Origin of the sequence: Mycobacterium sp. (assembly GCF_035697385.1) — a bacterium.
In the GTDB taxonomy this organism is placed as follows: Bacteria; Actinomycetota; Actinomycetes; order Mycobacteriales; family Mycobacteriaceae; genus Mycobacterium.
Window position 1 is genome coordinate 1 of sequence record NZ_DASSCY010000220.1, and the last position, 12,094, is coordinate 12,094.

The 12,094-nt window shown below is 64.3% G+C and carries 11 protein-coding genes and 2 pseudogenes; 10 read left to right on the forward strand and 3 right to left on the reverse strand.

Annotated elements, in window-relative coordinates:
- From VFH65_RS18595 to VFH65_RS18630, 8 genes are all read left to right on the forward strand, one after another.
- Window positions 1–588 (forward strand): acyl-CoA dehydrogenase family protein (locus VFH65_RS18595; protein WP_353323430.1); only part of this gene is annotated, 588 nt, incomplete at its 5' end.
- A 33-nt stretch (window positions 589–621) separates the two neighbouring features.
- Window positions 622–1,488: a hypothetical protein gene (locus VFH65_RS18600; RefSeq protein ID WP_353323432.1), complete on the forward strand. Its 867-nt coding sequence runs from the start codon at window positions 622–624 to the stop codon at window positions 1,486–1,488.
- Window positions 1,489–1,504: 16 nt separating this feature from the next.
- Window positions 1,505–2,512, forward strand: a complete 1,008-nt coding sequence (locus VFH65_RS18605; protein ID WP_353323434.1) for a dihydrodipicolinate synthase family protein — start codon at window positions 1,505–1,507, stop codon at window positions 2,510–2,512.
- Between the two features lie 75 nt (window positions 2,513–2,587).
- Window positions 2,588–3,784, forward strand: coding sequence for an amidohydrolase family protein (locus tag VFH65_RS18610; protein WP_353323435.1), 1,197 nt, complete (start codon window positions 2,588–2,590; stop codon window positions 3,782–3,784).
- A gap of 3 nt (window positions 3,785–3,787) precedes the next feature.
- The gene (locus VFH65_RS18615) at window positions 3,788–4,246 is read left to right on the forward strand and encodes a Zn-ribbon domain-containing OB-fold protein (protein ID WP_353323436.1); all 459 of its coding nucleotides are present in this window, start codon (window positions 3,788–3,790) and stop codon (window positions 4,244–4,246) included.
- On the forward strand, window positions 4,243–5,442 hold the full coding sequence (locus tag VFH65_RS18620) for a thiolase family protein (protein WP_353323437.1): 1,200 nt from the start codon (window positions 4,243–4,245) through the stop codon (window positions 5,440–5,442). The genes VFH65_RS18615 and VFH65_RS18620 overlap by 4 nt, the downstream gene beginning before the upstream one ends.
- Window positions 5,443–5,462: 20 nt before the next feature.
- On the forward strand, window positions 5,463–6,683 hold the full coding sequence (locus tag VFH65_RS18625) for a CaiB/BaiF CoA transferase family protein (RefSeq protein WP_353323438.1): 1,221 nt from the start codon (window positions 5,463–5,465) through the stop codon (window positions 6,681–6,683).
- Between the two features lie 57 nt (window positions 6,684–6,740).
- Entirely contained in the window at window positions 6,741–7,121 is a 381-nt protein-coding gene (locus VFH65_RS18630; protein ID WP_353323440.1) for a carboxymuconolactone decarboxylase family protein, read from the forward strand.
- A 7-nt stretch (window positions 7,122–7,128) separates the two neighbouring features.
- On the opposite strand, the gene VFH65_RS18635 is transcribed toward VFH65_RS18630, so the two are convergent.
- From VFH65_RS18635 to VFH65_RS18645, 3 genes are all read right to left on the reverse strand, one after another.
- Window positions 7,129–7,932: a lysophospholipid acyltransferase family protein gene (locus tag VFH65_RS18635; protein ID WP_353323442.1), complete on the reverse strand. Its 804-nt coding sequence runs from the start codon at window positions 7,930–7,932 to the stop codon at window positions 7,129–7,131.
- A gap of 111 nt (window positions 7,933–8,043) precedes the next feature.
- Window positions 8,044–9,483, reverse strand: a complete 1,440-nt coding sequence (locus VFH65_RS18640) for a WS/DGAT/MGAT family O-acyltransferase (RefSeq protein ID WP_353323443.1) — start codon at window positions 9,481–9,483, stop codon at window positions 8,044–8,046.
- A 238-nt stretch (window positions 9,484–9,721) separates the two neighbouring features.
- Entirely contained in the window at window positions 9,722–10,210 is a 489-nt protein-coding gene (locus VFH65_RS18645; protein WP_353323444.1) for a hypothetical protein, read from the reverse strand.
- Here VFH65_RS18645 and VFH65_RS18650 point away from each other — a divergent pair.
- Window positions 10,211–11,842, forward strand: a pseudogene (locus VFH65_RS18650) (amidase); the annotation flags it as partial.
- Window positions 11,843–11,869: 27 nt separating this feature from the next.
- Window positions 11,870–12,094: pseudogene (locus VFH65_RS18655) on the forward strand (haloacid dehalogenase); the annotation flags it as partial.

Here is a 12,094-nt window from a genome sequence, read left to right on the forward strand (position 1 = left end):
TTCTTCGACGACGTCGAGTTGAGCGACGACGCTGTAATCGGTGAACCAGGCAAGGGGTGGGAGGTCGCTTCGCGGCAGCTCTATCACGAGCGGCGCACCATGGGTGATGGCTCGGAGTTCACCGTGGGGGCGGGAATTGAAGCCTCGCAAGATCTCTTGGTCGACTTCGTGCGACTGCTCGAGAGGACGGGCCAGGCCGGCAGCGTACGTGCAAGGCAGATGGCGGGCCGCGCGCTCGCCCACCGCGTCGTCAACCAGCAACTCAGCGAGCACGTTTTCCACTCGGTGGTCGACGGGACGCTACCGCCCCCGGCAGGTTCGATCGCCCGCGCCTTCCTGGCCGAGTCGCACAACCTCGAGACCGACACTGCGCTCGCGATCGCCAGCACCGCGTCGGTCGTCGACGACGGCGCAGACCTTCTCGACATCGGGATTCGATATCTCGGGAGGCAGACCGCCAACATCGGCGGTGGCACAACAGAAATGGCACGAAACGTGATCAGCGAGCGTGTCCTGAACTTGCCACGTGAGCACGCCGCCGACCGGGGCATACCTTTCAAAGAAGTACGGCGGAGCCGGTCGGTCTGATTCGTCCGTCACCACAAAGAGGGAGAGACGCATATGGCAGGACAACTGCGGGACATTCGTGAGTTCACCGGCGACGCCGAGGCGTACCGCGACGAGCTGTTCCGTCGCTGGACCGGGCTGCTGAGCTACCGCTATATCGGTCGAAATCATTCGTCGATGAACATCGGCGAGAGTGACGACACCGTCACGATTCGTCGCGACATGCGCAACGATGCTGGCGGAATCATGGTGGCGCCGTTGGCAATCTCCTCGCCGGAAGGGTGCCAGACCGACATGGTCGCGGTGCCGAATCCCGTCATCGCGTCGGTGCAGATCGTTGATCCGGGTTTCGATGTGAAGAGAATCGAGATCGTGGATTCCGGCAACGTGCACCAGGGTCGGATGATGGGCTACGGCCGCTGCAAGATCGTCGACGCCGACAACCCGGATAGGGTGATCGCCTTCAACGAAGGGCAGGGTGCGGTCATCGGAACGCCACCCGAAGGCCTTGGCAAGATGGATGTCTCGGGCACTGAGTTGGTGATCGAGGATTCCCCGGATCTGCCGCCGCTATGGGAGGCGTTCGGTGCCTCGAAGCGTCCCGATGGCCGTTGGGTGCTACCGGCTCTCAGTCTCGAACTCGCGTCTCCGGACGCGGCGCTGCACATCGGGCCGCAGCATGTCGTGCTGGAGACCGCCGCGATCGATCTAGCGGCCGCGGCGGCAGGAACCAGGAAGCTCCAAGTCGTGAGCTGGCACGTCATGTTCATGTCACGGGGCAAGATAGGCCCCTTCCGGGTCGAAGGCACCGCGCACACGGGCGGAGCTTCAAGGGTCGGCGTGCGCATGCTGCTGCACGACGAGGGCAACGGCGACAAGGCCGTCACGTCGGCCGCGGCGATTTTCGATGTCCTCGACTGAATCCACGGAGTGAACGATGGCAACTGCGAAAAACGCGCGTCAGTGGGCCGCCGTTGCACTGCGCGGAATCGGCAATTCGCTGTATACCCCGTTCAGCGGCTCCGACGGTGACGACGTCGATTGGGACGCATACCGAACGCTGGTGAACTACTGCGTCGGCACTCTCGGGCATCCAATGCTGTGGGTCACCAGCGGTCTCGCGGAGTTCTGGTCGTTGACGCTCGACGAGCGCAAGAAGCTGCTCGAGATCGCCGTCGAGGAAGCCCGGGCGATCAACCCTGACGTCGTCATCCAGTCATGCACAGCTGCCCTGTCCGCGAAAGACTGCCTCGAGCTCACCCGGCACGCGCAGGACACCGGGGCCGACGTCGCATACATCCAGACGCCGATGATGGAGCTGCACGGCGGCGAGGGTGCGCTGAACTACTTCCGCTACGTCGCCGACCGCACCGATATCGCGCTCGGGATGTTCAACTCTCCCAGCTCCGGCTATGTGTTGTCCGCCCAGGAGGCCGCCCGCATCGTCGAGGAGATTCCCGCTGTGTGTGCGACCAAGGAGGGCTCGTTCCGGCCGCACCAAAGTCGGCTCCTACACGAGTTGGCGCCGAACCTCGTTATCTGGGAATGTGATTCGACGGTATACCGGGCCGGCTGGCTGAAAGCCGGCATCGTCGGACCGGCCCAGCTGGGCACCGCCGCCTATCTGTTCGAGACGCCGCAGAAGCGGGCCTTCTCCGAGTATTGGGACCTTGTCTGGAACGACAAGCTGGTCGAGGCGATGGACTACGCGCAGGCATCGGGACTGGACCAGTTCGAGCTCGACATGCGCGGTTGGTTCACCTGCTACCCCGGCCGGCCCGACTACTTCACGCATTGGGGCGGCGCCTACAAGTACGCGGCGTCGGTGCTTGGGCTTCCCGTTGGCTCCTATCCGGAGTCGCGTCCACCGCAGGTCAACCTTCCCGACCGGGCCCGGCAGGAGATCCGCGAGGCATATCGCAAGTTCGGATTGATCGAAGGTTGAGGCTGGTGTTGAGGCCAAAACCACTGAACAGCAACCTAACTGAATACTGCCCCATCTCCACGACAGGAGTTCACTATGCCGTCCCGCCAGTTGTCCTTTCCCGTTTTCGACGCAGACAACCACCTCTACGAGACGAAGGACGCACTAACCAAGTTCCTGCCTGACCACGCCAAGTACGCCATCGACTACGTCGACGTGCGTGGCCGCACCAAGATCGTCGTGCGCGGGCAGATCACCGATTACATTCCCAATCCGACGTTCGACGTGGTCGCGCAGCCCGGTGCGCAGGAGGACTACTTCCGGCATGGCAACCCCGAACGCAAGAGCTACCGCGAGGTGCTCGGCGAGCCGATGAAGGCCATCCCCGCGTTCCGTGAGCCGGGACCCCGGCTCGAAGTCATGGACGAGATGGGTCTCGACTATGCCCTGATGTTTCCGACTCTGGCCAGCCTCGTCGAGGAACGAATGAAGGACGACGTCGAACTCACTCACGATGTCATTCACGCCCTCAACCAATGGATCTACGAGACTTGGACGTTCGACTACGAGGGCCGCATCTTCGGTGTCCCGATCATCACGCTGCCGATCGTCGACCGTGCGCTCGAGGAGCTGCAGTGGGTGCTCGATCGCGGTGCGCGCACGGTCCTGGTGCGTCCCGCTCCCGTCCCGGGGCTCAAGGGCTCGCGGTCGTTCGGCTTCGAAGAGTTCGACCCCTTCTGGCAGGCGTGCGTCGCGGCCGATATTCCCGTCTCAATGCACGGATCGGATAGCGGGTACGCCGACCTCCTGCGGATCTGGGAACCCTCCAAGGAATTCACGCCGTTCAAACCGACACCGTTCCTGCTGACCGCGATGGGCAAGTTGCCGATCGAGCACTCGATGCTCGCCCTGATCTGTCACGGTGCGCTTTCACGCAATCCCGACCTGCGCGTGTTGTCTATCGAGAACGGTGCGGATTGGGTACCGCATCTGCTCCACAGCCTCGAGGACATCTACAAGAAGATGCCGACCGAGTTCGCCGAGGATCCGGTCGAGGCGTTCAAGCGGTGCGTCTACATCAGCCCATTCTGGGAGGACAACTTCACCGAGTACGTCGATCTCGTCGGGGCGGACCGCGTGGTGTTCGGCTCGGACTGGCCGCACGCCGAGGGGATGCGCGACCCGCTCAACTTCGTCGACGACCTTGAGGGGTTGCCACAAGCCGACATAGAGAAAATCATGGGAGGCAACATGATGCAGCTTTTCAAGGTCGGCCACCCGGTGTCTGCGTAGCCGGTGACTGACACATACCAACGGCCGGATTTCCGGCTGGTAGCAGCTCCGACGGCCGAATCACTACCGTTCTGGACCGGAGGCGAACGCGGGGATCTGCTCATCATGCGATGCCGGGCGTGCGGGCGGTTCTTTCACCCGCCCGCTCCGGTGTGCTGGCGGTGTCGTGCTACCGATGTCGCGCCGGAGGCGGTTTCCGGCCGGGCGACGGTCGCCGCCTACACGGTCAACCGGCAACCGTGGATTCCCGGCTTCGATCCGCCGTACGTCGTGGCCATGGTCGAACTCGCTGAGGAGCGCGATGTTCGACTGATCACCAACGTCGTCGGTGTTCCAGTTGAGCAGGTACAGATCGGAATGGCGGTGCAGGTGTTCTTCGAACGGTGGACCACGCCCGGCGGTGACGATGTCGCGGTCTGGGTGCCGCTGTTCCGTCCGGTGGCCGCGCAGGCGGCGACGTGACCGGCGGCCCGTTCGACAGCAAGGCGGTGATCACCGGCGCGGGCAAGTCGCGGGTGGGTCGTCGCCTCGGTCGCACCGGCATGGACCTGACGCTGGAAGCGGTGATTCATGCCGTGGCGCACGCCGGCCTGTCCCTCGACGACATCGACGGCATCGCAAGCTATCCCGGCGCCGCCGGTGCTGCGTTGCCGGGGTTTTCTGGTGCAGACATCACCGAAGTCCGCAACGCGCTGGGTTTACGCAGCCGCTGGTACATGTCGGGGATAGAAACGGCCGGCCAGATCGGCCCGGTGATCGAAGCATGCATGGCGGTCACGCTCGGATTGGCGAACCACGTGGTGGTGTTCCGATCGGTGTGGGAGTCGACGGCGGCGCAGCAGGCCGGTGGGGGGAGGGCCTCGACGGTGCTGGGCAACGGCGGCAGGCTGCCGCCCCAGCTCGCCTGGGTGGCTCCCTACGGTGCGGTGTCGGCCGCCAACTGGTTGGCGATGCCGGCAATGCGCTATATGTGTGAGTTCGGGATGACGCGACGCCAGCTGGCTTCGATCGCACTCACCGCCCGTGCCAACGCCGGGCTGAATCCCGATGCGGTGTACCGCGATCCGATGACCATCGACGACTATATGGAGGCGCGGATGGTTTCCGAGCCCCTGTGCCTGTACGACTGCGATGTGCCCTGCGACGGCGCAACCGCCGTCGTCGTTTCGAACCGAGACGCCGCCAAGGGCTTGCCCAAGCACCCGCTCACGGTGGAGTCGGTTGGACCTGGGATGTTCGAGCGGGCGACGTGGGACCAGCGAAGCGACCTCACCACCATGGCGGCCCACGATTCGGCCGCGACGCTGTGGGACAACACCTCGCTCACACCCGCCGACGTCGACATGGCGCAGCTTTACGACGGGTTCAGCTTCTTGACCGTTATGTGGCTGGAAGCCATGGGCTTCTGTGAACACGGTACCGCCGGAACCTTCATCGACGGCGGCGACCGCATCGCGTTGGACGGTCCGCTGCCGCTGAACACCAGTGGCGGCCAGCTGTCCGGGGGTCGACTGCACGGGATGGGTTTCCTGCACGAGGCCTGCGTCCAACTGTGGGAGGAAGGCGGTGCCCGTCAAGCGCCCACCACGCCCGAGGTGGTGGCCGTCGGAGTCGGCGGAGGTCCGGTCGCCGGCTCGATGCTCGTGAGTTCGCGCTGAGAACCGAAGGGAGAAAAACAATGACACCCGACAAACCGCTAGCAGGCATCCGCGTTTTGGAGGCGGCGGTATGGACGTTCGTGCCCGCGGCCGGTGCGGTGCTGGCCGAATGGGGTGCGGAAGTGATCAAGATCGAGCCTCGCGAGGGAGGCGACCCGCAGCGGGGCCTGGTCACGATGGGACTGCTGCCCGGCGGTCCTGATGGCGTCAACTACATGATCGAGATGCCCAACCGCGGCAAGAAGTCGATCGGCATCGACCTGACGACCGACGGCGGACGCGAGGTCGTATACGAGCTCGCGAAGTCCTGCGACGTTTTTCTGACCAGTTACCTGCCGAGCAGACGCGCGAGATTCGGCATCGACGTCGACGACATTCGCGCTGTCAACCCCGAAATCATCTACGTGCGTGGATCTGGTTATGGCCCAAAGGGTGTCGACGCCGACAAGGCCGGCTACGACGGTGTGTCGTTCTGGTCGCGCGGCGGGATCAGCGATGCACTCACCCGCGATCTGCCGGAGCCCGTCATGCAAACCCCTGCTTTCGGGGATCTGATGGGCGGCGTAACGATCGCCGGAGGCGTCGCGGCCGCACTGTATCGACGCAAGTCCACCGGGGAGACATCGATAGTCGACGTCTCCCTGCTCGGGCTCGCGGCGTGGGCCATGAGTCCACAAGTCACGGCCGCGATGTTGTACGGCGGCGACCCGATACCGACATTCACCCACCGCGATATGCCCAACCCTCTTGTGGGGACATACAAGACCAAGGACGACCGCTACATCACGTTGATGATGTTGCAGGGCGACAAATTCTATCCTGAGTTCGTGACGCTCATCGGCCGTGCAGATCTGTTAGAGGACAAGCGCTTTGCCGACGGTCACTCGCGCTACGAGAACCGCGGCGAGCTCATCGCAATCCTCGACGACGAATTCGCTGCGCGCTCAGCCGATGAGTGGCGTGTAATCCTCGAGCCGCTGTCCGGGGCATGGAGTGTCCTGCAGAAGACCAGCGAGTTGCGCGACGATCCCGCCGTCGTGGCCAACGGCTACATCCCGACGGTGAACGCAATGAACGGTGCGCCGTACATACTGCCGGCCAACCCCGTTCAGTTCGACGGGCAACACGTCCAGCCAACGGGCGCCCCCGAACACGGCCAGCACACCGAAGAGATCATGCTGGCAGCCGGGATCGAGTGGGAGAGAATCGAGCAGTACAAGCAACAGGGAGCGGTGTTGTGAGCTCCTGCCGGAGCGGGTGACAAGCCGTGGACGTAGGCGCTAGGAACAGGAAAACCATTGGATAAACCCACATTTGACAAGGGGCGCGAGGTCCGCTCCGCCGTCCTCGGCGAGGAATACGTCAACGCGGCTAGCGCGGACGCGGACGAGTTCAACAAACCGTTTCAGGATCTGGTGACCGAGTACTGCTGGGGAGCGGTGTGGGGTCGTGACGGGTTGACTCTCAAGACCCGAAGCCTGCTCAACCTGGCGATGATCTCCGTCCTCAACCGTCCGCATGAACTGCGCACTCACATCGTGGGCGCATTGACCAACGGCGTCACACGCGACGAGATCCGCGAGGTCTTCATGCAAGTGGCCATCTACGCAGGCGTCCCCGCCGCCGTCGACAGCTTCCGCATCGCCCGCCAGACCTTCACCGACCTGGAACAAGGCTAGGTGGCGGTTACCCCAGCACAGGTAGGCGACGCTGACGTGCCAGGTCGTCCAGCGCGGTCTGCATCACCGAACGGACATGGGCGTCGACCTCCGCGGTGTCGGGGTCCTCGCCGAACTCCGTGACGATGTCGATTGGCGGCAGCACCTGTGTGACGATCTTCGTGGGCAGTGGGAGGTTCACCGGCACGATCGCGCTCAACCCGAACGGAAAGCCAACGGTGATCGGCAGGATGTCCGAGCGGAAGCGGCTGAGCCCCAATCGTTTCGCTAGCCAGGTACCCCGGGTCAGGAACAGCTGGCTCTGTTGGCCACCGATCGACACCACGGGCACGATCGGTGTGTTGGCGGCCAACGCCGTTCGCACGTAACCGGTACGCCCCTTGAAGTCGATGACGTTCTCGCTCAGTGTCGGGCGATAGGCGTCGTAGATTCCTCCTGGAAATACGAGCACGACCCCGCCCGACCGCAGTGAATCCGCCGCGACCGCGGGGTCCGCGCGGATCAGGCCGATGCGAGCCATCCAGTCGGCCATAGGGCCGGTGAACAGCGCACTGTGGCCGAGGGTCAGCACGGGCCGGTCGTAGCCGAATCGGTCGTAGAACGCGGTGGCGAAGATCAATGTGTCCGTGGTGAGGATGCCGCCGGAGTGGTTGGACACCGTCAGAACGCCGCCGGCGGGCGGGAACGACTCCAGGCCCCGCACATCCCACCGAAACCAGCGCTTGCCGATTGGTCGGGCGGCGTTGACCATCTGGCGGGTGAACTCGGGGTCCCAGCCAGGGTGGTCATCGCGGGGCTCGGCGTCCTGCATTGCGAACACTCCTTCGGCGGATCAGCCTGCAGACAGCGCAGGAAAGCTCGCGCCCGGCCCGTCCGGCAGCCAAACGCAAGCTCAAGGGTACAGCAGAACAATTATTTGGTTCTAGTGCCGTGCAGTGGCAGGCGGCATTGCGGTGTCGACCCGTATGAGCGTTTCGGAAAGTCCTGCAGCGCTGCGTATCTCGGCGAAAGCACGCATCATCGCGTCCGTCGCCTCATGTGTGTCGTCAAGTGTCTCGTCGTCGGAGATGACCGAGATGTTGAGCTGATCGACATAGCTCCACACCGTGATGTTCATCCCACAGCCGGGAGCTAGCGGGCCGACGGAATAGATCTCGCTGACAGGTGCGCCGCCGAACTGGCCGCGCTCACGAGGGCCGGCCGCATTCGAGATGGGGACGTTGAAAAGCCTGTTGCGCGGGTCGCGTCTGGCCAACCAGCGGAACGCGAACGGAGCCAGCGGCGACGGGAGGTAGGCCATCCATCGGCCGTACAGCTCCGGGCCGAGTAGCTCGTAGTTCTCCTTGGCGATCTCGCTACTTATCGTGGTCAGCCGCACGCGTTCAAGGGGGTCATCGATGTGCACAGGCAGAGATACCGGCATACCGCTGAGCTCGTTGCCGGTGATCCGGCTTGGCGACTTGTCCGTGCTTGCCAACACCGAGGCGACGAGAGGATGATCCGCAGACTTGTCGTAGCGCAACAGCAATTGGCGCAAGGCCCCTGCGGCCGTCGCCATGACCACGTCGTTGACCGTGGCCCGCAGATGTCTACCCGTCTGCTTCACCTGCTCGAGGGACAGTGTTGCGCTTGCGAACGTCCGTGCCGGCGACACCATGTGGTTCATAAACGTCGCTGGCGCGTGCAACGGCCGAGCGAGATCCGGCGGTGGCTCGTCTCGCTTTCGCGCATGGCGCCGCACCCTGCGAATGCCTGACACCGTTGCATTGATGACGGCCGGCAGTTCGGCGATCTGTTGGACGTGATCGCGTCCGGCCTCGCGAAGCAGCTCCGTCGTGGATGGCGGGACGCACCCAATGTCGATGTCCCGCTCGTCCTGCTCAGATCCCTGCAAGTCGATTGCTCTCGCCAATAGATTCGCCGACGCGACACCGTCGGCCAGGGCATGGTGGATCTTGCCGATCAGTGCAAATCGCGATCCGGCCATGCCCTCTGCGAAGTGAAACTCCCACAGCGGTCGGCTGCGATCCAGCGGGATGGATGCGATTTCTGCGACGACATCGTCCAGTTCTCGGCGCCCGCCAGGACTCGGTACTGTCACTCTGCGCAGGTGGTAGTTGAGATCGACTTCGCAGTTCTGCAGCCACATCGGGTGATGCAGATGCCACGGGATGTCAACCAGCTTGTAACGCAGCGGCTCCAGCAGGTGAAGTCGGCGTAGAAAGGTTCGCCGGAACGCGTCGAAGTCAAACACGACGTCGTCGGCGGACGCATCGACGATCGCGATCTTCAGTGTGTGCGTGTGCACATTTGCCGTCTCGCTGTACAGCAGCATGGCGTCCATGCCGTTGAGCCGCCTCAAACGCCCCACCTCGCTTATCGACGACCGGAGGGGACCCGGACTGCATCGCACAGAACAGCGACGCGTCAATTGTCGCAATCCGCTTGTCTTACCGGGCCCAATCTCTGGTTCTTCTTGTAGTCGACGGTGGAGCGCCGCGGCGGCGCAGGCGGCAACGACAGCCACACAGAGAGCACTAACCGGCGTCATCGCGCCGCGAGCCTGCGCAGCCGGTACAGGAAGATGACACCGGAGTCTCCTAACGTTTTGACTCGTGACTGAATTGCGGCACGGTCGCGCACAACGCGCTGAGGTTTCGGCCGGCGCATATGACGGTGCGGTCGGGACGGATGATGGCGGCCGTCGCGCGGCCGTGATGCAGCCAGCGTGCCAGCTCGCTGCCGGGTTCGGCGATGTGGATTACGGCGCCATGCTCCTCGAGAACGGCGCGTTGGAAGGCGTACGGCCGCGCTGTGGTGACCATGGCGAAGCCGTTGCCCAGGACGGTGTCGAGGCGCTTGCCGTCGGCTAACACAGGGTTGGGGCACAGCGTCCCCGCCAGCTGCCAGGGCGCGCGCGCCTTCATGACCAACGCCGATCGGCACAGCGCCGGTGTCCTACTTTCGACGAGCTTGTCGCGCAATCCTGGAACGAGATGCAGTCGCGGGACGACAAGCCGGCGGATGACATTGCCGATGTCGCCGCACGCCGTCATTGCCCAGCCCATCCCAAGTGCCATCCCGATCATGAGCGCATTGCCGCGTATGACCACACCGGGATCCAGTTGAACTCCGTCGTGGTGATGAACCCGCAGGCCCGCGCGGATGCCGCGGCATCCGATGCGCGCAGGGCCAGCGGTCAGACGCGCGGGCCGCTGGACGGCATTCCCTACACCGCGAAGGACAGCTACTGCGCGCGCGGCCTCACTGTTGCGGCCGGTAGTCCCGCGTTCGCCGAGCTTGTCGCCCAACGCGACGCGTTTGTGATTGAGCGCCTGCGCGGTGCCGGCGCCGTCCTCATCGGGCTCACCAATATACCGCCCATGGCGAACGGAGGCATGCAGCGAGGCCTCTACGGCCGCGCCGAAAGCCCTTACAACGCCGCCTATCTCACCGCGGCGTTCGGCTCTGGCTCGTCTAACGGGTCAGGTACGGCAACCGCGGCGTCGTTCTGCGCCTTCGGGCTGGGGGAGGAGACATGGTCATCGGGTCGGGCTCCGGCCTCGAATAACGCCCTGTGTGCCTACACGCCGTCGCGCGGCGTCATCTCGACGCGGGGTGGTTGGCCGCTGGTACCGACGATGGATGTCGTTGTGCCACACACCAGGACGATGGCCGACCTGTTCGCGGTTCTCGACGTGATCGTCGCCGACGACCCCGATGTGCGTGGAGATTTCTGGCGGGCACAGCCGTGGATCAATCTGCCGCGTGTGAGTGACGTGCACCCCGCGGCGTATCCGGCCCTGGCGCCGGCCAATGAAGGTGAGGCTCGAGGCGTACTCGCCGGCAAGCGGTTCGGCGTGCCACGCATGTACATCAACGCCGATCCGGACGCTGGCACCGCCGAGCCAGTACGGACGACGGGCATCGGCGGGCCGACCGGTCAACGGATCGAGACCCGGCTGTCGGTACTCGACTTGTTCGCGGAGGCCCGCCGCGACCTCGAGGCAGCCGGAGCGCAGGTGGTGGATGTCGACTTTCCGGTCGTGAGCAACTACGAAGGTGACCGACCCGGCGCGCCAACGATTTTCACGCGGGGGCTGGTCAGCCGGGAGTTCCTGCGGCGAGAGCTTCTGGATCTTTCGGCGTGGGCGTGGGACGACTTTCTCGATGCCAACGGCGATCCGAAGTTGAACCGGCTGGCCAACGTGGATGGCAGTCGCATCTTCCCTCGCCCCGAAGGAGCGCTGCCGGACCGCTACGCCGGCTTTGACGACGACATCGCAACCTATCCCCGCCACGTCCGCGATCACCCCGTTGATTCATTCCTCGACATCGCGCACTTGGAGGAAGGTTTGCGCGGGCTCGAGCAGACGCGGCGTGTGGACCTCGAGGAGTGGATCGACGACCTCGGACTTGACGCGGTCGTCTTCCCAGCGGTCGCAGACGTCGCCCCTGCCGACATGGATGTGAACGAGTCATCAGCGGACCTTGGCTGGCGCAACGGCGTTTGGGTGGCCAACGGCAATCTTGTTGTACGCCACCTCGGTATTCCCACCGTGACGGTACCGATGGGCACGATGGCCGACATCGGTATGCCGGTGGGGTTGACGTTTGCCGGGCGCGCCTACGACGACGTCGCATTGCTGGGCATCGCCGCGGCGTTCGAGGCGACAGGCGAGCGCAGGGCGGCACCGCCGCGGACACCACCGTTGATGTAGTCGACGTTCCTGGGAAGGATTGCGAGGGTGAACCTTGCTGAGTACGACGCGTTGAGCTTCGACTGTTACGGAACACTCATCGACTGGGAGGCCGGACTTTCGTCGGTTCTGGTGCCGTGGGCGCGCGAGGCTGGTCTCGATCTCACCGCCGAGGAACTGCTGGTTGCCTACGCGGACAACGAGCAGCGCCTGGAGCGTGAGAACCCCACCGCGCTATATCCGGCCGTCCTCGCAGAGTCGTTTCGCCGGATC

Coding starts and splice junctions, on each gene's coding strand:
- VFH65_RS18600 (WP_353323432.1), top strand. CDS start 622: ATGGCAGGACAACTGCGGGACATTCGTGAGTTCACCGGCGACGCCGAG.
- VFH65_RS18635 (WP_353323442.1), bottom strand. CDS start 7,932: ATGCAGGACGCCGAGCCCCGCGATGACCACCCTGGCTGGGACCCCGAG.
- VFH65_RS18605 (WP_353323434.1), top strand. CDS start 1,505: ATGGCAACTGCGAAAAACGCGCGTCAGTGGGCCGCCGTTGCACTGCGC.
- VFH65_RS18610 (WP_353323435.1), top strand. CDS start 2,588: ATGCCGTCCCGCCAGTTGTCCTTTCCCGTTTTCGACGCAGACAACCAC.
- VFH65_RS18625 (WP_353323438.1), top strand. CDS start 5,463: ATGACACCCGACAAACCGCTAGCAGGCATCCGCGTTTTGGAGGCGGCG.
- VFH65_RS18645 (WP_353323444.1), bottom strand. CDS start 10,210: ATGATCGGGATGGCACTTGGGATGGGCTGGGCAATGACGGCGTGCGGC.